Source organism: Streptomyces rubrogriseus, from assembly GCF_027947575.1.
Lineage (GTDB): Bacteria > Actinomycetota > Actinomycetes > Streptomycetales > Streptomycetaceae > Streptomyces > Streptomyces rubrogriseus.
Genome location: NZ_CP116256.1, coordinates 6,911,204 through 6,931,002, shown reverse-complemented (window position 1 = coordinate 6,931,002; position 19,799 = coordinate 6,911,204). Strand labels below are relative to the sequence as shown.

General features: G+C 72.6%; 16 protein-coding genes and 1 pseudogene. 6 read left to right on the top strand and 11 right to left on the bottom strand.

Annotation, left to right across the window (positions count from 1 at the left end; translation table 11 throughout):
• Positions 1–7: 7 nt before the first annotated feature.
• The 3 genes from Sru02f_RS31030 to Sru02f_RS31020 are packed head-to-tail and all read right to left on the bottom strand — an operon-like array spanning position 8 to position 2,143.
• Positions 8–580, bottom strand: coding sequence for a cob(I)yrinic acid a,c-diamide adenosyltransferase (locus tag Sru02f_RS31030; protein WP_109033455.1), 573 nt, complete (start codon positions 578–580; stop codon positions 8–10).
• A gap of 13 nt (positions 581–593) precedes the next feature.
• Positions 594–1,343, bottom strand: a complete 750-nt coding sequence (locus Sru02f_RS31025) for an ABC transporter permease (RefSeq protein WP_109033456.1) — start codon at positions 1,341–1,343, stop codon at positions 594–596.
• A 17-nt stretch (positions 1,344–1,360) separates the two neighbouring features.
• Positions 1,361–2,143, bottom strand: coding sequence for an ABC transporter ATP-binding protein (locus Sru02f_RS31020; protein WP_109033457.1), 783 nt, complete (start codon positions 2,141–2,143; stop codon positions 1,361–1,363).
• Between the two features lie 80 nt (positions 2,144–2,223).
• Here Sru02f_RS31020 and Sru02f_RS31015 point away from each other — a divergent pair, with 80 nt between their 5' ends.
• The 4 genes from Sru02f_RS31015 (at position 2,224) to Sru02f_RS31000 (ending at position 7,207) form a co-directional block, all read left to right on the top strand.
• Entirely contained in the window at positions 2,224–2,865 is a 642-nt protein-coding gene (locus Sru02f_RS31015; protein ID WP_109033458.1) for a TetR/AcrR family transcriptional regulator, read from the top strand.
• Between the two features lie 136 nt (positions 2,866–3,001).
• Positions 3,002–3,850 carry a 3-hydroxyacyl-CoA dehydrogenase family protein gene (locus Sru02f_RS31010; protein ID WP_109033459.1) on the top strand — a complete coding sequence of 283 codons (849 nt, stop codon included), beginning with the start codon at positions 3,002–3,004 and terminating at the stop codon, positions 3,848–3,850.
• A gap of 190 nt (positions 3,851–4,040) precedes the next feature.
• Positions 4,041–4,364 carry an STAS domain-containing protein gene (locus tag Sru02f_RS31005; protein ID WP_087807203.1) on the top strand — a complete coding sequence of 108 codons (324 nt, stop codon included), beginning with the start codon at positions 4,041–4,043 and terminating at the stop codon, positions 4,362–4,364.
• 233 nt (positions 4,365–4,597) lie between these two features.
• Positions 4,598–7,207 carry an ATP-binding protein gene (locus Sru02f_RS31000; protein ID WP_109033460.1) on the top strand — a complete coding sequence of 870 codons (2,610 nt, stop codon included), beginning with the start codon at positions 4,598–4,600 and terminating at the stop codon, positions 7,205–7,207.
• 99 nt (positions 7,208–7,306) lie between these two features.
• On the opposite strand, the gene nucS is transcribed toward Sru02f_RS31000, so the two are convergent.
• Positions 7,307–7,978, bottom strand: a complete 672-nt coding sequence (gene nucS, locus Sru02f_RS30995; RefSeq protein WP_109033461.1) for an endonuclease NucS — start codon at positions 7,976–7,978, stop codon at positions 7,307–7,309.
• Between the two features lie 280 nt (positions 7,979–8,258).
• On the opposite strand from nucS, the gene Sru02f_RS30990 reads away from it, so the two are divergent.
• Positions 8,259–8,651: an SCO5389 family protein gene (locus Sru02f_RS30990; RefSeq protein WP_003973607.1), complete on the top strand. Its 393-nt coding sequence runs from the start codon at positions 8,259–8,261 to the stop codon at positions 8,649–8,651.
• Between the two features lie 78 nt (positions 8,652–8,729).
• Here Sru02f_RS30990 and Sru02f_RS30985 read toward each other — a convergent pair whose 3' ends face one another.
• Positions 8,730–9,758: an LLM class flavin-dependent oxidoreductase gene (locus Sru02f_RS30985; RefSeq protein ID WP_109033462.1), complete on the bottom strand. Its 1,029-nt coding sequence runs from the start codon at positions 9,756–9,758 to the stop codon at positions 8,730–8,732.
• Between the two features lie 255 nt (positions 9,759–10,013).
• On the opposite strand from Sru02f_RS30985, the gene Sru02f_RS30980 reads away from it, so the two are divergent.
• Positions 10,014–10,346, top strand: a complete 333-nt coding sequence (locus Sru02f_RS30980) for an ATP/GTP-binding protein (protein ID WP_109033463.1) — start codon at positions 10,014–10,016, stop codon at positions 10,344–10,346.
• 18 nt (positions 10,347–10,364) lie between these two features.
• On the opposite strand, the gene Sru02f_RS30975 is transcribed toward Sru02f_RS30980, so the two are convergent.
• The 6 genes and pseudogenes from Sru02f_RS30975 to scy all read right to left on the bottom strand — a co-directional run bounded on the left by Sru02f_RS30975 (position 10,365) and on the right by scy (position 19,596).
• The gene (locus tag Sru02f_RS30975; protein ID WP_109033464.1) at positions 10,365–11,234 is read right to left on the bottom strand and encodes an ABC transporter permease; all 870 of its coding nucleotides are present in this window, start codon (positions 11,232–11,234) and stop codon (positions 10,365–10,367) included.
• Positions 11,231–12,504 (bottom strand): annotated as a pseudogene (locus Sru02f_RS30970) (ATP-binding cassette domain-containing protein). The gene Sru02f_RS30975 and the pseudogene Sru02f_RS30970 overlap by 4 nt, the downstream one beginning before the upstream one ends.
• Positions 12,505–12,652: 148 nt before the next feature.
• Positions 12,653–13,429 (bottom strand): ABC transporter permease, encoded by a 777-nt coding sequence (locus Sru02f_RS30965; RefSeq protein ID WP_109033466.1) that lies wholly within the window; start codon positions 13,427–13,429, stop codon positions 12,653–12,655.
• The gene (locus tag Sru02f_RS30960) at positions 13,426–14,418 is read right to left on the bottom strand and encodes an ABC transporter ATP-binding protein (protein WP_167469692.1); all 993 of its coding nucleotides are present in this window, start codon (positions 14,416–14,418) and stop codon (positions 13,426–13,428) included. Before Sru02f_RS30960 ends, Sru02f_RS30965 begins: the two co-directional genes overlap by 4 nt.
• Before the next feature lie 123 nt (positions 14,419–14,541).
• Positions 14,542–15,474, bottom strand: coding sequence for a coiled-coil domain-containing protein (locus tag Sru02f_RS30955; protein WP_003973600.1), 933 nt, complete (start codon positions 15,472–15,474; stop codon positions 14,542–14,544).
• A gap of 207 nt (positions 15,475–15,681) precedes the next feature.
• On the bottom strand, positions 15,682–19,596 hold the full coding sequence (scy, locus tag Sru02f_RS30950; protein WP_109033468.1) for a polarized growth protein Scy: 3,915 nt from the start codon (positions 19,594–19,596) through the stop codon (positions 15,682–15,684).
• Between the last annotated feature and the right edge of the window lie 203 nt (positions 19,597–19,799).

Here is a 19,799-nt window from a genome sequence, read left to right as displayed (position 1 = left end):
GGAGCGCCTAGCGTTCCCCGCCCGGCACCCACAGCACGTCGCCGACCTCCTTGTTGGCCACCCGGGCCAGGATGAAGAGCAGGTCGGAGAGGCGGTTGAGGTAGGTCGCCGTCAGCGGGTTCATCGTCTCGCCGTGGGCCTCCAGCGCCGCCCAGGTGGAGCGCTCGGCCCGGCGGACCACCGTGCACGCCTGGTGCAGCAGGGCCGCGCCGGCGGTGCCGCCGGGGAGGATGAAGGAGCGGAGCTTCTCCACCTCGGCCAGGTAGCGGTCGCAGTCCGCCTCCAGCTTGTCGACGTAGAACTGTTCGACCCGCAGCGGCGGGTACTCCGGGTTCTCCACCACCGGCGTCGACAGGTCCGCGCCCACGTCGAACAGGTCGTTCTGGACGCGGACGAGGACCTTGACGACCTCCTCGGACAGGCCGCCGAGGGCGATGGCGGTACCGATCACCGCGTTAGCCTCGTTGGCGTCCGCGTACGCGGAGATCCTGAGGTCGGTCTTGGGGACCCGGCTCATGTCGCCGAGGGCGGTGGTGCCCTTGTCGCCGGTCCGGGTGTAGATGCGCGTCAGGTTGACCATGGGGCCAGCGTAGTTACGCGCCCGCCGTTCGGAAGACGCGTGTGCCCACCGTCACGGCCAGCGCGGTGAGGGCCAGGGCGACGAGGACGCCGTACAGCATGTGCGCCGTGGCGTAGGAGCCGACGTAGGCGTCTCGTACCGCGTCCACCAGGTAGCGGAACGGCATCAGGTGCGACAGCACGTCCAGCCAAGCCGGACCCAGGGTCATCGGGAGCATCAGGCCGGACAGCAGCATGGACGGCATCGTCAGCGCGTTGATCGTGGGCCCGAACTCCTGCGGGGTGCGGACCTTCATCGCCAGCGCGTACGACAGCGAGGCCAGCGAGACCGTGAGCAGCGCGACGAAGGCGAAGCCGATCAGCACGCCGGGCAGCGGCGCGCGCAGGCCCGTCACCACGGCCGCCAGCACCAGCAGCACCGCCTGGAAGGCGAAGACGGTGGCGTCCCGCAGCACCCGCCCGAGGAGCAGCGCCAGGCGGCTGACGGGCGTGACGCGCATCCGCTCGACCACTCCCTGGCCGTTCTCGATGATGATCGAGAACCCGGCGAAGGAGGCGCCGAACAGGCCGAGTTGCAGCAGCAGGCCGGGGACCAGCACCTGCCAGGAGCTGCCCTGACCCCCGAGCGGCAGGTCGGTCAGCAGCGGGCCGAAGAAGAGCAGGTACAGCAGCGGCATCAGCACGCCGAACAGCAGCGCGAAGCGGGAGCGCAGGGACTGGCGCAGATAGCGGCCGTAGATCAGGCCGGTGTCGTGGAGCAGCATCGGGAATCCTCGGAAGGTCAGACGGCGACGGGGGCGGCGTCGGCCGGAGCGGCGCTGCGGCCGGTGACGGCCAGGAAGGTGTCCTGGAGGGTGGCGTCGGGCGAGCCGCCGTACTCCCGCTTCAGGGCGGCGGGAGTGCCCTCGGCGACCACCGTGCCGCCGTCCACGACGACCAGGCGGTCGGAGAGGGCGTCGGCCTCGTCCAGGTAGTGGGTGGTCAGGAAGACGGTGGTGCCGTGCTCGGCGCGCAGCCGCCGGACCAGGTCCCACAGGTCGGCGCGGCTGCCCGGGTCCAGACCGGTCGTCGGCTCGTCCAGGAAGAGCACCTTCGGGCGGTGCGTGAGCGCCATCGCGATGTCCAGCCGGCGCCGCTGCCCGCCGGAGAGCGCGCCGCACTTGCGGTCGAGCAGCCCGGCCAGGTCCAGGTCGCGGGCCAGCTCGTCGGCGCGCTCCACCGCCCGCGCCTTCGTCAGCCGGTACAGGCGGCCCTGGGTGACCAGCTCCTCCCGGACCGTGACCTGCGGGTCCACCCCGCCCGACTGCGCCACGTACCCGCACGCCGCGCGCACCCCGGCCGGGTCGGTCGCCAGGTCGTGCCCGGCGACGGTGGCCGCGCCGCCGGTGGGGGCGAGCAGGGTCGTGAGCATCCGCAGGGTGGTGGTCTTGCCGGCGCCGTTGGGGCCCAGGAAGCCCAGGATCTCGCCCTCGCGGACGGTGAGGTCGATGCCGCGCACCGCCTCGACCGGGCCGCGCTTCGTGGCGAAGGTGCGGGCCAGCTGGGCCGTACTGATGATTGCCATGCGCCCCAGAAAAACAGAGACACTGAAATTTTGCAACGGCTCCAAGTTTTCATCGGTCCCAACGAAGCTAGGATGCGGGCATGGCCGAGGGACTCAGGGAACGGAAGAAGCGGCAGACCCGGCAGTACATCTCGGATGTCGCCACGGGGCTGTTCCTGGAGCGCGGTTTCGAGGCCGTCACGGTGGCGGAGGTCGCGGACGCCGCGAACGTCTCCGTCAACACCCTCTACAACTACTTTCCGGCCAAGGAGGACCTGTTCCTCGACCGCTCCAAGGGGGTCGTCGACCGGCTGTCGCGCTGGGTGCGCGGACGGGGCGACGGGGAGTCGGCCGCTCGGGCCGTGCTGCGGGAACTGCGCGAGGAGGTCGAGTCGGTTTCGCCCCGGATCGGTCTCATGGACGGATACGCGCGCTTCATGGGAGTCATCCACTCCTCACCCGCGCTGCGTTCCCGGCTCTGGGCGATCGGCCAGGAGGTGCAGGACGACCTCGAGCGCACCCTGCGCGAGGAGACCGGCGCCCCGGACGACGACCCCGTCCCGTCGCTGATGGCCGGTCAGATCAGCTGGCTGCACGGCACGGTGATGGCGACCATCGGCCGCCGCCTGATGGCCGGCGGAAGACCCGCCGAGGTGTCCCGCGACATCCTCGTGCTGCTGGACGAGATGGAGGAGCTGTTGAGTGAGAAGGTGCTCAACTACGCCGTACGAGGCGCGCTGTGACACCCGAACGGCACCCCTCGGTGTGACGTCCGTCATTTGAGACGTGACGCGCGTTACTAACCGGTCACACAGCGCCTCACGCCCGCTAATCTCCGGCCGAGAGACGAGAATCAGCGCGTATCAGGGGAGTCGCACAGTGGCACGGAAGCTCGCCGTCATCGGAGCCGGTCTCATGGGGTCCGGCATCGCCCAGGTCTCCGCCCAGGCGGGCTGGGAGGTCGTCCTGCGCGACGTCACCGACGAGGCGTTGCGGCGCGGCACCGACGGCATCAGGGCCTCCTACGACAAGTTCGTCGCCAAGGGCAGGCTCGACGCCGACGACGCCGAGGCCGCGCTCGGGCGCATCACCGCGACCACCGACCTGGACGCCGCCGCCGATGCGGACGTCGTCGTCGAGGCCGTCTTCGAGAAGCTGGAAGTCAAGCACGAGATCTTCCGTACCCTGGACAAGCTGGTGAAGGACGGGGCGATCCTCGCGTCCAACACCTCCGCGATCCCGATCACCAAGATCGCGGCCGTGACGCAGCGCCCCGAGCGGGTCGTCGGCACCCACTTCTTCTCGCCGGTGCCGATGATGCAGCTCTGCGAGCTGGTGCGCGGCTACAAGACCAGCGACGAAACGCTCGCCACCGCACGCGAGTTCGCCGAGTCCACCGGCAAGACCTGCATCGTCGTCAACCGCGACGTCGCCGGGTTCGTGACCACCCGCCTCATCTCCGCCCTCGTCGTCGAGGCTGCGAAGCTGTACGAGTCGGGCGTCGCCACCGCCGAGGACATCGACCTCGCCTGCAAGCTGGGCTTCGGCCACGCCATGGGACCCCTGGCCACCGCCGACCTGACGGGCGTCGACATCCTGCTGCACGCCACCGGCAACATCTACACCGAGTCCCAGGACGAGAAGTTCGCCCCGCCGGAGCTGATGCGCCGGATGGTGGACGCCGGTGACATCGGCCGCAAGAGCGGGCAGGGCTTCTACAAGCACTGAGGTCACACCAGCCCCGGCAAACGTCACACGCCGGGGTGAATTCGGTATCGGTTCGCTTACAGACGGCAACCTCCGGTCGTTTCGGCCAGTCAGAGGGTGCAGTGCCTGATATCGCCGAGAGACCACAACGCGCGGAACGCAACGCCAAGACGAAGAAGACGACGAAGAAGACGCACGCCGGGGAGCGCATATGCACATCAGGGGCGACCACGTCGAGCTGGTCGTCGGGGGCCGCCTCGACGTCCGCAGCGCGGCGGACGCCCGTACGGTCCTGCACTCGGCCGTCGACGACGGAGCCGGCGACCTGGTGCTCGACCTGTCAGAGCTGGACTCCTGGGACGCCACCGGACTCGGCGTGATCATGGGAGCCCACCGGCGGGCCGGCCGCTGCGGCCGGCGGCTGGTGCTGCGCGGTGTGCCGCCGCAGATGCAGCGCCTGCTGGTGGCCACCCGGCTGCACCGGATCCTCGCCATCGAGGGCGGCATCGGTGTGGAGACCCTGCCCCGCGTGTAAGTGAAGGTTCACACCTCCGACACACGCAATCCTCACGAGACCGTGACCTCTCGGGCAGCCCGGCACCCCGGACTGTCGGAGATACTGGGCGAAGGTTTAGGGTCTGGCTGCCCGCTGCCTTTGCAAACCCGCCGGCGGGCCCGGACCAGAAGCGACAGCGCGGTGTGCGGCAAGGCCGGGAGGGTGGTCCCTGCCGGGGCCCTGCACACGACGCTTTTGGGGGGCTTGAACCAATGGACCCGAACAACCGGGGCCCTGAGGAGTACGGCCAGGACGGCGACCGCCAGGCGCCGCGCCCGCGCCCGCACAGGGACCCCATCACCTCCGACTTCGGACAGCACGCGCCCGCGCTCGCCCGCACGGTGCAGCTGGTGTCCGGCGACTTCCTGCTCACCGTCAACCCCGTCGACGGCAGCGAGATCGAGGTCTGCCCGCCCTCGGAGCGGCCCGCCCGGCCCGAGAAGCTCACCGCGGCCGAACGCGCCGACGCGGAGCGCGCCGCGCGGCCGCCCGTCCCACCGGGACCGGTCCGCACGGTCCTCGGCCTGCTGGCCCGGGAGGACGAGCGCGAACGCCTGGTGCGGCTGCTCGCCCGCGGCCGCTCCGTGCGCCTCACCGGCCCCGCCGGCTCCGGCCGCACCAGCCTCCTCGACGTCGTCGCCGAGGACTGCGCGGGCCTCGCGCCCGACGGCGTCGTCCGGCTCAACGGCCACCACCGCACCGCCGACGACCTGCTCCACGACCTCTTCTACGCCGTCCACGGCGCGCCCCTGCACCGTCCCGACCGGACGGAACTGCTCGGCCACCTGCGCGAGGTGGGCGCGGTCGTCGTCCTGGACGACGCCGAGTTCGGCGGCACCGCCCTCGACGAACTCCTCGACGCCACCCCCGAGTGCGCCTTCGTCATCGGCACCACCCCGGACGTGGCCGCACCCTCCGCCGACTCGGCCGTCGAGGAGGTCTTCCTCACCGGCCTGGACCGCTCCGACGGCGTGGAGCTGCTCGAGCGCGCCGCCGGGCGGGCCCTCACCGAGGAGGAGGCCAACTGGGCCGGAGACCTCTGGTTCGAGTCCGAGGGCCTGCCGCTGCGCTTCGTCCAGGCCGGTGCCCTGCTGCGCCGCCGGGACCGGGAGCGGGCCGGTGCCGGCGCCGTCGACGAGTTCGGCGTCTTCGCCGACGCCCGCCCCGCCGACGACACCCCCTACGACGCCGCCGAGGCCGACGACGTACCCCTGCCGTCCCTCGGCGAGGCCGCCGCGCCCGCACCGCTGCTCGCCTCCCGGCTGAGCGCCTCCGCCCGCGCCACCCTGGAGTTCGCCGTCGCGCTCGGCGGCGAGGTGCCGCACCAGGCGCATCTGCCCGCCCTGGTCGGCGACACCCACGCGGACGCCGCCCTCGGCGAACTGGCGGACTGCGGACTGGTCTCCCCGGTCGCCTCCCGCTACCGGCTGGCCGCCGGCGTGCTCACCCAGCTGGAGAGCGCCGGATACGCCGACGCCGTACGGGAGCGGGCGACGGCCGCCGCCCAGCACTACGCCTGGTGGGCCGGGCACCCCTCGGTCACCCCGGTGCGGGTCTGCGCGGAGGCCGACGCCGTACTGGCCGCCCTCGCCGTGCTGGTGCCCGCGACCACCCCCACCGCCGAGGACGAGGAGAGCCCGGCCGTCCAGCTGGCCCGCACCGCGGCGCCCGCCTTCGCCGCCGGGCTGCACTGGAGCGCCTGGCAACGGGCGCTGCGTTCGGGCACCGAGGCCTCCCGGCTCGCCGGTGACGTCGCCGAACAGGCCTACTTCCACCACGAACTGGGCGTCCTCGCGCTGTGCGAGGGCCGGCTGGACCGGGCCCGCGCCGAGCTGGAGGCCTCCATCGGGCTGCGCGGCGCGCTCTCCGACAAGCGCGGTGCCGTGGCCGGCCGCCGCGCCCTCGCGCTGGTCGCCGACCGCACCGGCGACACGCCGGGCCTGGGCAGCGGCGCGGGCGCGTTCGCCGCGGCGGCGCCCGCCGCCGGACTCGGTGTGGTCGGGGCCGGACTCGGCCCGACGGTGGGGGAGGAGGTGCCCGACGCCCGCAACGAGGAGTCGGCGTCGCCGTCCGCGGGGGTCCCCGCTCCCTTCCCGCCGCTCCAGCCGCGTCCGCAGTCACCCACCCTCGTCACCCGCCGCGAGCCCGACGAGGAGCCGCCCCGCACGGTCGCCGGCGGCATCAAGGGCTTCGCACGGCGCAACCTGGTGGCCGCCGGAGCGGGCGCGCTGCTCGTCGCCGTGCTCGGCACGGTGGTGACCCTGGGGGCCACCTCCGAGAACGACGGCGGCGATCCCTCCAACGAGGTCGGCGTCAACCCGTCGGCCAGCCAGGGCGTCGACGACGGCAGTCTGGGCGCCGACCGGCCCTCGGACGACGGTCAGGGCCAGGAGACGCCCGGCGCCCCGACCGGCTCCGCCACCCCCGGCACGTCCGAGGCGCCGACGGCCACGGAGTCGGGGGCGCCTTCGCAGGGGCCGAGCAGTACGGGCAGCACCGACCCCGGGGACGACGAGAGCCCCGACGACCCCGGCTCGCCGGACGAGCCGAGCAAGTCGCCGAGTTCGCCGACGACGAAGCCCACGTCGCCGAAGCCGACGGACACCGAGCCGACGGACCCCGGGACGCCCACCGAGTCCGACGACACGTCACCGACGCCCACGGAGACCGAGACGACCTCGCCGTCCACCCCGGAGACGTCCGACACCGTCAGCGGCGCCGACAGCCCGCCGGCCACCGTCTCGCAGAGCAGCACCGAGAGCACCGGCACCGGCACGGGAACCCCGGCCGGCTCGGACCCGGGCACCGGGCAGATCATCTGACCGTCCCGGACGGGCGACAGCAAGGGAGGGCCGGGTCCGCCGCACGGACCCGGCCCTCCCCACCTCGTACGTGACGCGCCCCCAGGACGCGCCGCGCCCTCAGAACAGCCGCAGTTTGTCGTCCTCGATGCCCCGCAGCGCGTCGTAGTCCAGCACCTGGCAGCCGATGCCGCGGTCCGTGGCCAGTACGCGGGCCTGCGGCTTGATCTCCTGGGCGGCGAAGACGCCGCGCACCGGGGCGAGATGCGGGTCGCGGTTCAGCAGCTCCAGGTAGCGCGTGAGCTGTTCCACGCCGTCGATCTCGCCGCGCCGCTTGATCTCGACCGCGACGGTCCCGCCCTGGGCGTCCCGGCACAGGATGTCGACCGGGCCGATGGCGGTCATGTACTCGCGGCGGATGAGGGTGTAGCCCTCGCCCAGGGTGTCGATGCGGTCGGCGAGCAGCTCCTGGAGGTGTGCTTCCACGCCGTCCTTGATCAGGCCCGGATCGACGCCCAGTTCGTGCGAGGAGTCGTGGAGGATCTCCTCCATCGTGATGATGAGCTTCTCGCCCGCCTTGTTGACGACGGTCCAGACGCCCTCCTCCTCGCCCGTGCCCTCCTTCAGGACGCAGGGCGGCGACATCCAGTTGAGGGGCTTGTAGGCCCGGTCGTCGGCGTGGATCGAGACGCTGCCGTCCGCCTTGACCAGGATCAGCCGGGGGGCCGAGGGCAGGTGGGCGGTGAGCCGTCCGGCGTAGTCGACGGAGCAGCGGGCAATGACGAGACGCATGGTCGGCAACGCTACTCGACGGGCCGGGCCCGACGCGATTCGCCCGTACCCGGGCACCCGGGTGCGCTGTCCCACTTCTCCCATTGGCCCCGTCTTGCGCACTGGCCGATTGTGGGCCTACCGGATGGTGTCCATCTGGGCATTCTCCTGGTGCCGTCACGATCGGTTGCTTACGGTATTGAACGGGAGGTCGCGAACTGTGTACGCAGCGTGTTCGGAATCGCGCACTCCCTTAACTGTCCGGCAACCCCTGCTGGTCGGGGGTGCGAGAGGAGAACCCATGTCGCTCGACGTCTCACCGGCCCTACTCGAACAGGCCGAGCGAGGCGAGGTCGACGAAGCAGACTTCGTCGACTGCGTCCGGACCTCCCTGCCCTACGCATGGGAGATGGTCAGCTCCCTGGTGGCACAGCTGAAGGTCGACGGCGGAGCGTTCGCCGACAACCAGACGCCCCCGCCGGACGAGCAGGCGCGCGGTCAGCTCCTGCGTGCGCTCGCGAGTGACGCCATACGCGGTGCACTGCAGCGGCACTTCGGGGTGCGGCTGGCCTTCCAGAACTGCCACCGGGTGGCGGTGTTCCCGTTGGACTCCTCTGTCGACGAGACGCTGACCAAGTTCACCTCGGTGCGCAGCCAGTTGCTGAACCAGTCGCCGGAACTGCGCGACTGCTGAGGCCCGCGGTCCTCGCTTGCCGCTCCGTACGCGGGAGGTGCAGTTCTGTACCGGAGCGGCAAGCTCCCCGCGCGGGGGTCAGCGGAGCTGGGGGAGTACCTCGGCCCCGAGCCGCCGTACGTTCTCCTCGGTCGCCGCCAGGTCTCCCGAGCCCTCGACGAGCAGGGCGAAGCGGGAGATGCCGGTCCGCTCGCCGGTCGCCGCGAGCCGGTCCGCGCACAGCCGGGGCGTGCCCACCGGGTGCAGCCCGCAGAGCAGTTCGGTGTAGGCGTGCGGGTCGCGCATCTGCCGGGCCCGGCCGTCCACCGTGACGTGGGCGCCCAGTCCCTGCCGCAGCCAGCCCGGCATCGCCTTGAGCAGGGTCTCGGCCGCGTCCGTGCGCCGGTCCGCGATCTGGCAGACACCGGCCGAGACGTGTCCGGCGCCGTGGATCTCCGCCGCCGGACGCCCGGCCGCACGCGCGTGGCGCCGCCACAGGGCGACCATCTCCGCCTTCTCCTCGTCACCGACGTGCATCCCGAGGAGCATCGGCAGCCCCCGCTCGGCCGCCATCCGCACGCTCGACGGCGAGGTGCAGGCGACGACGACCTCCGGGCCCGGCTCCTCCGACAGGGACTCCGACGGGCGCGGCACGACGGGCACCTCGCGGAAGCGGTAGCGGTCGCCGCAGGCGCCGACGGCCGGCTCGCGCAGCCAGCGCAGCAGCAGGTCGAGCGAGTCCGGAAACCCCTTCTCGTACGCCTCCAGCCCCGCGCCGAACACCTCCAGGTCCACCCACGGGCCGCCGCGGCCCACGCCCAGCGAGAAGCGGCCGCCGCTGGTGACGTGCAGCAGCGCGGCCTGCTCGCCGAGCGCCACGGGGTGGACGGTGGGCAGCACACTCACCGCGGTGCCGACCCGCAGCCGCCGGGTGCGGCCCAGCAGCAGCGCGGCCAGGGTCACGGCCGACGGACACGTGCCGTACGGCACGAAGTGGTGTTCGGCCAGCCAGACCGTGTCCAGCCCGGCCTCCTCGGCGACCTCGGCCGAGCGGACCGCGCGGTGCAGCGCCTCCCCCTGACCCTGGCCCGGGAACTGGGCACCCAACACGAAACTTCCTACGCGCATTGCCTTTTCCTGCTTCCTCGGCCCCGACGTGGAGCTCCCCCGCACGGCATAACCGCCTGACACGTGCCGAGGACACGGCCGGACGAAGCAATTTGCGGATTGTCTGCAGAATCGGCCGTTGTGGGACGGTGCGCGGGCCCGGACGGACAACACCGGTCGGGGGAGTTGCGGTGTTTGGCGCCGTACGCGTACCCGTGTCCGTGCCGCGTAGGCTGGATGCCGCCCTGCTTCCTGTATAGCTCCGTGAGGTGTCCTGTGTCCCCGCGTCGCAACCGACCCAAGGGAGCCGGTTCCTCCGGCCGGAGCGCCGAGGAGGACGGCTCCGGCCGCTACGGCGGCTGGCAGTCCGCGGAGAACTGGCAGGGCGAGGAGTGGAGCGTACGGCACGTGGCGGGGGCGAGCGCGCAGGGCAAGTCGTACCGCTGCCCGGGTTGCGACCAGCTCATTCCGGACGGAGTCCCGCACGTCGTGGCCTGGCCGGCCCACTCGGGCGTGGACGAGCGCCGGCACTGGCACAAGGCGTGCTGGAACGCGAAAGACCGCCGCACCACGCGGGTGCAGCGGTCCCGTAACGCGCCGAGGTTCTGAGCGCCGGTCCGGCCGGCCTTACACGTCCCGCTTCTCCAGCAGGGCGAAGGCGGCGGCGAACGCGGCCGCGGTCACGCCGAGCACGATCCACAGCGGGTCCCAGCCCGAGGGCCCGGACTCGGAGAGCGAGTTGGCGTAGAAGATGCTCATCTGGTTCGGGATCGAGTACTCGAACAGCGCCTGCTGCACGTCCTTGAGCGACTCCGAGAACATGAACAGCGCGATCACCAGCGGGGCGAGCAGGACGCCGATCATGATGGTGATGGCGCCCGCCGAGTGCCGGATGATCGAGCCCATGGCCAGCGAGAGCAGCCCGAGCAGCGCGACGTAGAGCGCGACGCCGACGGTGCCCTTCAGCCACTCCGCGCCGGTCGGGTTCTCCGCGCCGTTGCCCTCCAGCATGGACACGTGGGCCAGCCCGACCAGCGTCGCGCAGACCAGGGTCACCACGAACGCCAGCAGGAAGAACACGATGCCCTTGGCGGCCAGCACCCGGCCGCGGCTGGGGCAGGCGGTCATCGTCGTGCGGATCATCCCCGTGCCGTACTCCGAGGCGGTGGTCAGCACGCCCAGCGTGATCACGCACATGCTGCCCAGCAGCAGGCCGAAGAAGCCGAGGCTCAGCGCGCTCTCACCGGCCAGGTCGGAGTCCGAGCTCGCCACCACCGCGCCGGTCAGCAGCCCGATGCCGAGCACCAGCAGGACGAACACGCCCAGCGTCCACATCGTCGAGCGCACCGACTTGATCTTCGTCCACTCGGAGGCCAGCGCGTGCACGAGGGTCGTGCGCACCACCGGGATCGGCGACGTGTAGGTCGGGAACGGCGAACCGGGCGCCGCGTGCCAGTCGGGCGCGGCCTGCTGCGTCGGGGGCTGGGGCGTGCTCATCGGGCGTCCTCGGGCTTGGTCGGGTCGGTGACGGGCGCGGCGGCGGGCGCAGGGCCCGCCGAGGGCGGCGTCGGCGGGCCGGCGGGAGCCTGGGGCACCGGCGGTGCCTGGGGCGCCTGCTGGGCCGCGTACGGGTTGGCTGGCTGGCCCCCGGGACGCCCGCCCCGGGCGCCGCCGGGGCACCGTACGGGCCCGCCGGGGCCTGGCCGGGCGCACCCTGCGGCGCGGCGAAGGGCTGACCGCCCTGCTGGGGCGGCGGCGGGGCGTACCACCCCGGCTGGCCCTGCCCCGGCACCGGCATCGGCGGCTGCGCGCCGGGCGGCAGGGGCTGCTGGAGCCCCGCCTTCTGGTCGGCGGTCGACCGGTAGTCCACGGCGCCCTGCGTCATCCGCATGTACGCCTCCTCCAGCGAGGCCTGGTGCGGCGACAGCTCCCACAGCCGTACGTCGGTGTCGTGCGCGATGTCGCTGATGCGGGGGAGGGCGAGCCCGGTCACCCGCAGCGCGCCGTCCTGCTCGGGCAGCACGTGGCCGCCCGCCTCGGTCAGCGCCGAGGTCAGCTTCTCGCGCAGCTGGGGCTCGGTGTCCGGCGTCCGCACGCGCGCGAAGTCGGCGGAGTTGGCCGAGATGAAGTCCGTCACGCTCATGTCGGCCATCAGCTGGCCGCGCCCGATGACGATCAGGTGGTCGGCGGTCAGCGCCATCTCGCTCATCAGGTGCGAGGAGACGAAGACGGTGCGGCCCTCCGCGGCGAGCGCCTTCATCAGGTTGCGCACCCAGTGGATGCCCTCCGGGTCGAGGCCGTTGACCGGCTCGTCGAAGAGCAGCACCTGGGGGTCGCCGAGCAGCGCGGCGGCGATGCCGAGCCGCTGGCCCATGCCGAGGGAGAAGCCCTTGGAACGGCGCTTGGCCACGTCCTGGAGGCCCACCACGCCGAGCACCTCGTCCACCCGCCGGGCCGGGATGCCGGACAGCTGGGCGAGGCTCAGCAGGTGGTTGCGGGCGGCCCGCCCGCCGTGCACCGCCTTGGCGTCCAGCAGCGCCCCCACATGGCGCGCGGCGTTCGGCAGCCTGCGGTAGGGGTGGCCGCCGATGGTCACGTGGCCCGCCGTGGGGTTGTCCAGGCCCAGGATCATCCGCATCGTCGTCGACTTGCCCGAGCCGTTGGGCCCCAGGAAGCCGGTGACGGCACCGGGCCGCACCTGGAAGGAGAGGTTGTACACGGCGGTCTTGTCGCCGTATCGCTTGGTCAGGCCGACAGCCTCGATCATGCTCCGCACCCATCGGAAGGTTCAGGGACAGCAGGGCACACGCCCCCGTAAGGGTTAGGAGGATATCCACGCGCTGACGGTTCCGTTCAAGCGCGGGCAAAATCCGACACCGTACGGAGGCGCCTCCCCGGGTTCCGCCGCCTGCTTTCTAGGCGTCCCGCCGCTTCAGCACCGCGTAACCGCCGACGAGCGCCGCGATCACCCACAGTGCCATGATCCCCAGGCCGCCCCACGGTCCGTACGGGACGTCGTCGTCGATCGGCGTGACCACCTGCATGATCTTGCTGCCGGCCTGGTCGGGCAGGAACCGGCCGACCTTCTCCGTCGCCGGGACGTTGCCCAGGATGTTGGAGATCAGGAAGAAGAACGGCATCAGGATGCCCAGCGACAGCATCGGGGAGCGCAGCATCGCGGCGACGCCCATCGAGAACATCGCGATCAGGGTCATGTAGAGGCCGCCGCCGAACACCGCGCGCAGCACGCCCGGGTCACCGATCGACGCCTTCAGGTCGCCGAGCATCGCCTGCCCGAGGAAGAACGTGGCGAAACTGGTGACCATGCCCACGACCAGCGCGAGCGCGGTGGCCACCGCGATCTTGCTGAACAGGAACGTGCCGCGCCTCGGCACGGCGGCCAGCGAGGTGCGGATCATGCCGGAGCTGTACTCGTTGCCCACGACCAGCACCCCGAACACGATCATCGCCAGCTGGCCGAGGCTCGTACCGGCGAAGCTGATGAAGGTCGGGTCGAAGGAGAGCTGGTCCCGCCGGCTCATGTCGCCGAACTCGTTCTTCGACAGGGCCGAGATCAGCATGCCCAGGGCGATGGTGACGACCACGGCGAGGCCCAGCGTCCACACCGTGGACGCGACCGACCGGATCTTGGTCCACTCGGACCGCACGACCTGTGTCGCCGCCATGCTCATCCCCTCTTCCAGTCGCTGCCCCACGGCTGCCGCGGAGGCCGTCCCGGTGGCTGTTGCTGCTGCGGCACCGCGCCGGGCGGCTGCCCGTCGTGCGCGTGGTACTCCACGGACTCCGCGGTCAGCTGCATGAACGCCTCCTCCAGGGAGGCGCGCTGCGGGCTCAGCTCGTACAGCACGACCTGGTGGCGCGCCGCCAGCTCGCCGACCGTCTCCGACTTGTCGCCGTCCACCTCCAGGACCCCCTCGCCCGACTCGACGACCGTGGCCCCGGCCGCGTGCAGCGCGTCGAGCAGCTGCTCGCGCTGCGGGGTGCGGATCCGGACGTAGCTGCGCGAGTTCTCCGCGATGAACTCGGCCATCGAGGTGTCCGCCAGCAGCCTGCCCTGGCCGATGACCACCAGATGGTCGGCGGTCAGCGCCATCTCGCTCATCAGGTGGGAGGAGACGAAGACGGTGCGGCCCTGGGAGGCCAGGGTCTTCATCAGATTGCGGATCCAGTGGATGCCCTCGGGGTCGAGCCCGTTGACCGGCTCGTCGAACATCAGGATCCGCGGGTCGCCGAGCAGGGCGCCCGCGATGCCGAGCCGCTGCCCCATGCCCAGGGAGAAGCCCTTGGTCTTCTTCCTGGCGACCGCCGACAGACCGACCGTGTCCAGGACCTCGCGCACCCGGCTCGCGGGAATGCCGTTGCTCTGCGCGAGGCACAGCAGGTGGTTGTAGGCGCTGCGCCCGCCGTGCCACGCCTTGGCCTCCAGGAGCGCGCCGATGTACGTCAGCGGGTCCGTCAGCTGGTCGTAGTGCTTGCCGTCGATCCGCACGTCCCCGGCGGTCGGCCGGTCCAGGCCCAGCACCATCCGCATGGTCGTGGACTTGCCCGCGCCGTTGGGGCCGAGGAAGCCCGTGATGATGCCGGGTCTGACGGTGAAGGAGAGATTGTTGACCGCCACCTTCTCGCCGTACCGCTTGGTCAGCCCCTCGAGCTCGATCATGGCGACCACGCTAGAACGGGACGAGGCCCACTGCCACCCCAGTGACAGCAGGCCTCGCCCATGTTCGTACGGATTCAGCAGGCGTACCCCCCGCGCGGCCGAAACCGCTCGGGCGAAAGGGCGTCAGCGGGACTGCTGGGCCGGCACCCCGCGGGAGACCGACTCGTCCTCGACCGACGGTGCGGCTGCCACCGCGGCACCCGTGAGCGACGCCAGCATCTCGCGCACGTTGGTCAGCTGCGCGTTGATGGAGTCGCGGCGGTTGGTGAGGGCGGCCAGCTCGCGCTCCGACTCCGAACGGATCCGGTCGGCCTTGGCGTTGGCGTCGGCCACGATGTCCTCGGACTGGCGCTGCGCCGTCTCCACGGTCTGGCGGGCCCGGCGCTCGGCGTCCGTGCGCAGCTTCTCCGCCTCCAGGCGCAGCTGCTCCGCGCGGTGCTCGATCTCCGCGAGCCGCTTCTCGGCCTTGGCCTGACGGGAGGCCAGGTCCCGCTCCGACTGCTCGCGGCGCTTGGCGAGGTTGGTCTCGAAGTCGGCGGCGGCCTGCGCGGCCTTCGCGCGGGTCTCCTCGAAGAGCGCGTCGGCCTCGTCGCGCTTCGACTGCGCGTCCTTCTGCGCCTCGGAACGCAGCTGCGAGGCGTCGCCCTTGGCCTTCTCGACGATCCGGACGCCCTCGTCCTCGGCCTTGGCCTTGCGCTCGGCGGCGTACGACTCCGCGTCGTTGCGCACCTGCTGGGCCGAGGACTCGGCCAGCTCGCGGTGCTGCTCGGCCGCGCGCCGGGCCTCCTCGCGCAGGTCCTTCGCCTCTTCCTCGGCGAGCCGCAGGATCTTCTCGACCCGGGCGCCGAGACCGGCGTACGACGGCTCTGCGTCGTTGACCTGGGCCTGGGCGTTCTGGGTCTCGAGGTGGAGCTCCTCGATGCGCTTTTCCAGAGCGGTGATGCGGGCGAGAGCGCTGTCACGGTCGGAGACGAGCTTGGAGATACGTTCGTCCACCTGAGCGCGGTCGTACCCACGCCGCACAAGCTCGAAGCCGTAGGGGGAAGTGTCGCTCATGGGGTTCCTGTCGAAAGAGACCGGGTGAGGTGATAGAGGGAATCCTAGGCGCCAATGCGGTGTGTCATCGAGCGGATGCACGTTTGATACGGAGAATGACACCTCTTTTGGGTGGCTGACCCGCGGATGGCTTGCCAAAGTTCTGGTGAACGGTCCCGTCGGGACTCGGCCAAAGATCTCCAGCAGACACCCAAACCGCCCCGAACGCTAGCCGTCTGACGACTTGCCACCCGAACGTGGGGCGCCCACCGTCGCTCCGGCCTTCACCCCGTTGTCCTTCGCACCCCCGGGCGCCTCGAACGACTCCAGCGCCTCCAGCACGTCCTGGACCCGGGAGATCTCCGCGTTGATGTCCTCGCGGCGCCGGACCAGCACCTCCAGCTCGCGCTTGCCCTCGTCGACCGTGGCCCGGGCCTCACGGACCGCCTCGGCCTTCAGCTCCTCGGCCTCGCGGACCAGGGTGGCCTTCTTCTGCTCGGCCTCCTTGAGCAGCCCCTCGGCCTTCTTGACGGCGGCGATGCGCACCTTGCCGGCCTCGGAGTTGGCCTCCGACACCAGCTCCTTCGCCTTCGCCTCCGCCTTGGCGAGCTGCTCCTCGGCGGCCTTGATGAGCGCGTCGCAGCGGTCGCCGGCCGACTTCATCGTCTCGGCGGCCTCGCGACGGGCCCGCTCGTGCAGCTCCTCGATCTCGGAGGTGAGCCGCTCGCGCAGCTCCTCCGCGCGCTCCCTTATGGCGGTCGCGTCCCGGCGGGCGCCGACCAGCAGCTCGTCCGCGTCCGTACGGGCCTTCTCCACCCGGGTGTTGCCCTCGACCGTCGCCTCCTGGACGATCCGGTCGGCCTCCGAGCGGGCCGCGCCGACCATCGTGTCGGCCTGCGACTCGGCGTCCGCGGTGGTCTTCTGGGCCTGCTGCTGCGCCTCGGTGAGCAGCTTGTCGGCCTCGGCGGCGGTCTCCGTGATGAGCGTGTCGACCTGCTCGGCGGCCTCCGAGCGCCGCTTGTTGGCGTCCTTGCGGGCCTCGTCGAGGGTGCGCTCGGCCTCCTCCCGGGCGGCCGCGGTGACCCGCTCGGCCTCCGCGGCCGCCTCGCGGCGGACCCGGTCGGCCTCGGTGCGGAGCCGCTCGGCGTGCTGCTGCGCGGAGCCGACGGTGTCGGCGGCCTCGGCCCGCAGCCGCTCCGCCTCCCCGGTGGCGTCCGAGACCAGCTGCTCGGCCCGGGCGCCCGCCTCGGCCCTGACCCGCTCGGACTCGCTCGCCGCCTCGGCGGTGACGCGCTCCGCCTCCGCGAGCGTCTCCGTGCGGATCCGGTCGGTCTCGGCCGCCGTCTCGGTGGTGAGCCGCTCCGCCTCGGAACGCGCCTCGGTGATCAGGGTGTCCGCCTGCGTCGCCGCGTCGGACCGGATGCGGTTGGCGTCCTCCCGGGCGTCCGCCCGGGTGCGCGACGCGGACTGCTCGGCCTCGGCGATGGCGTCGGAGGCCTCCGTGCGCACCCGCTGGGCGTGCTCGGAGACGTCCGCACGGATCCGGTCGGCCTCGGTGATGGCCTCGGACACGGTCCGCTCGGCCAGCGCCTTGGCGGCCTCGGTCTCCTCCTGCGCCTCGCGCCTGAGGCGTCCGCCGTCCTCGCTCGCCCGCTCCCGCTCCGCGTAGGCGTCGGCGCGGACCCGGTCCGCCTCCTCCTGCGCCTCGGTCCGGGTGCGCTCGGCGGCGTGCTCGGCGGCACTGCGCAGCCCGGTGATCTCCTCCTGGGCCTGCTCGTGCAGCCCGGCGACCGACTCCCGCACCTGCGCCGCGTGCTGCTCGGCCGCCGACACCATCTCGGTGGCGCGCCGGTCGGCCTCCTCGACCAGCCGGACCGCCTCGGCCTGGGCCTCCTCCACGCGGTTGCGTGCCGAGGCCAGCAGCTCCTCGCTCTGCTCGCGGGCCCGCTCGCGCTCCTGGTCGGCCTCCTGCCGGGCGGAGCCGAGCAGTTCCTCCGCCTCGCGGCGGCGCCGGGCGGCCTCCTCCTGGGCGGCGGCCAGCGCCTCGGACGCCTCGGCCGCGATGCGCTCGGCGGCGGTCTGCGCCTCCGCCCGCACCCGGTCGGCGCTCTCCTGCGCCTCCGACTTCAGCCGCTCCGCCTCACTCGCGGCCTCCGAGCGCAGCCGTACGGCGACGGCCTCACCCTCCGCGCGGGAGGCGGACGCGTCCGCGGCGGCCTCGGTGCGCAGCCGCTCTGCCTCGGTCTCGGCCTGCTGCTGGAGCGTACGGACCCGCTCCGCGGCCTCCGTGCGCAGCCGCTCGCTCTCCTCGGCGGCCTCGCGGCGGATCCGCTCGCCCTCCTCGCGGGCCCCGCTCAGCGCCTCCTCGGCGGCGGTGCGGCGCTCCTCGGCCTCGGTGTGCAGCCGCGTCAGCTCCTCGGCGGCCTCCGCCTGCCGGGCCTCGACGGCGCGCTCGGTCTCCTCGCGCAGCTCGCGGGCGGCCCGCTCGGCCTCCGCCTGGAGCTCCTCCACCCGCTCGGCGGCCTCCGCGCGGTGCCGTTCGGCCTCCGCGCGGGTGCGCTCCAGGGTCTCCTCGGCCTGCCGGCGCAGGGTCGTCGCCCGCTCGATGGCCTCGGCGCGGACCTTCTCGCCGTCCGCCGTCGCGGTCTGCCGCAGCTCGTCGGCGTCCGCCTTGGCCTTGGCGAGCAGCTCCTCGGCGGTCTTCGCCGCCTCCTCGATCTGCGCCACGGCCTCCTTGCGGGCCTCGGCGCGGATCTTCTCGCCCTCGGCGACCGCGTCCGCCCGCAGCTGCTCGGCCTCGCCGCGCAGCCGGCGCGCCTCCTCCTGCAGCTCGACCGTCTTGGCGCGGTACTCCTTGGTGTCGTCCTTCGCCGCGCCCTTGAGCTCCTCGGCGATGTCGTGCGCCTCGGCGCGCAGCCGGTCCGCCTCGGTCTCGGCCTCGGTGCGGATCCGCTCGGCCTCCTCGGTGGCCGCCTTCGTGGTCCGCTTGGCGTCCTCCGACGCCTTGTTCAGCACGTCCTCGGCCGTCTTGGCCGCCTTGGACAGCTGGGTGGCCGACTCCTCGGCGGTGATCGTGCGGGCCTTCTCGGCGGCCTCGGCGACGATCCGCTCGGCCTCGGCACGGGCGTCCGCGACCACCTGCTCGGCCTCGGACCTGGTGCTCTCGGCGTCCTTGGTGGCCTCGCCGACCAGCCGGGCGACCTGCTCCTTGGCGGTGCGGGTGCGCTGCTCGTTGGTCGCCTCGGCGCTCGACAGCGCCTTGGCGGCGGCCTCCTCGGCCTCGGCGACCACCTTCTCGGCCTCGGCCTGCGCCTTGCGCAGCGCCTCCTCGGCCTCCGACATGCGCTGCTCGGCGGCCCGGCTCAGCTCCTGGACCTCGCGCCGGGTGGACTCCGACTCGGAGGCGGTGGAGCTGCGCAGCTGCTCCGCGTGGTCGGTCGCCTCCTGGGCCTGCGCGGAGGCGGCGTTCAGCAGCCGCTCCGCGTCGGTGCGCGCCCGGCGCAGGATCTGCTCGGCCTCGGTGCGGGCGCTCTCCGCGTCGCTCCGCAGCCGCTGGCGGGCCTCGGCGGTCAGCCGCTCCGCCTCCGCACGGGCCGCGCTCATGGCCTGCTCGGCCTCCGCGCGGGACTCGTCGAGCAGGCGCCGGGCCTGCTGCTCGGTGCGGGCGCGCAGCTGCTCCGCCCAGGCCACGTTCTCGTTGACGTGCGACTCGACGGTCTGCCGGCGCTCGGCCAGCTCCTGGTCGAGCTGCTGGCGGCGGGTGACCGCCTCCTGGTGCAGCTCCGCCTGGAGCCGGGCGGCCTGCTCGGCGTGCTCCTGGAGGATCCGCTGGGTCTGCGCCCGCGCCTGGCTCAGCTCCCGCTCCGCGTCGGCGCGCAGCTGGTCGGCCTGCGTCTGCGCGTTGCGCAGCAACTGCTCGGCCTGGTACCCGATGTCGCCGCCGTCGAAGGCGGGCCGGGACATGATGGTGCGCCGCGCCTCGTGCAGCTTGGCGCGCAGCACCTCGACCTGGTAGCCGAGGTCCTCGGCGTGCTGGATCGCCTTTTCCCGCTCGGTCTTCAGCCGCTTCATCTCGGCCTCGAACCGAGAGAGGTGGTCGACGTCAGCCGCCGGCTCTCGCTCCTGGCTCTCGTAGCCCCGCACTGCGCGGTCCCATCCGTCCCCTGGTCGCAAATCTTCCCGAACGAGCTCCGTCCGTCCGACGGACGGGGCCCCCGGGGAATGGTGTCAGATCAACGGCGGAGCATGTGCTGCTGCCCCGTCGCCCGCCCCCCGAAACACGACCCCGGCGGTCCCGGCGCCGGAGACGACAGGACCGGGTCACCCTGGACTGAGCGGCGACCGCA

Bases quoted from the DNA above. Each gene is read 5' to 3' on its own strand.
- Sru02f_RS31025 (WP_109033456.1), bottom strand. From the start codon at position 1,343: ATGCTGCTCCACGACACCGGCCTGATCTACGGCCGCTATCTGCGCCAG.
- Sru02f_RS31000 (WP_109033460.1), top strand. From the start codon at position 4,598: ATGGACCCGAACAACCGGGGCCCTGAGGAGTACGGCCAGGACGGCGAC.
- Sru02f_RS30985 (WP_109033462.1), bottom strand. From the start codon at position 9,758: ATGCGCGTAGGAAGTTTCGTGTTGGGTGCCCAGTTCCCGGGCCAGGGT.
- Sru02f_RS31020 (WP_109033457.1), bottom strand. From the start codon at position 2,143: ATGGCAATCATCAGTACGGCCCAGCTGGCCCGCACCTTCGCCACGAAG.
- Sru02f_RS30965 (WP_109033466.1), bottom strand. From the start codon at position 13,429: ATGAGCATGGCGGCGACACAGGTCGTGCGGTCCGAGTGGACCAAGATC.
- Sru02f_RS31030 (WP_109033455.1), bottom strand. From the start codon at position 580: ATGGTCAACCTGACGCGCATCTACACCCGGACCGGCGACAAGGGCACC.
- Sru02f_RS30955 (WP_003973600.1), bottom strand. From the start codon at position 15,474: ATGAGCGACACTTCCCCCTACGGCTTCGAGCTTGTGCGGCGTGGGTAC.
- Sru02f_RS31005 (WP_087807203.1), top strand. From the start codon at position 4,041: ATGCACATCAGGGGCGACCACGTCGAGCTGGTCGTCGGGGGCCGCCTC.
- nucS (WP_109033461.1), bottom strand. From the start codon at position 7,978: ATGCGTCTCGTCATTGCCCGCTGCTCCGTCGACTACGCCGGACGGCTC.
- Sru02f_RS30975 (WP_109033464.1), bottom strand. From the start codon at position 11,234: ATGAGCACGCCCCAGCCCCCGACGCAGCAGGCCGCGCCCGACTGGCAC.
- Sru02f_RS30990 (WP_003973607.1), top strand. From the start codon at position 8,259: ATGTCGCTCGACGTCTCACCGGCCCTACTCGAACAGGCCGAGCGAGGC.
- Sru02f_RS30960 (WP_167469692.1), bottom strand. From the start codon at position 14,418: ATGATCGAGCTCGAGGGGCTGACCAAGCGGTACGGCGAGAAGGTGGCG.
- Sru02f_RS31015 (WP_109033458.1), top strand. From the start codon at position 2,224: ATGGCCGAGGGACTCAGGGAACGGAAGAAGCGGCAGACCCGGCAGTAC.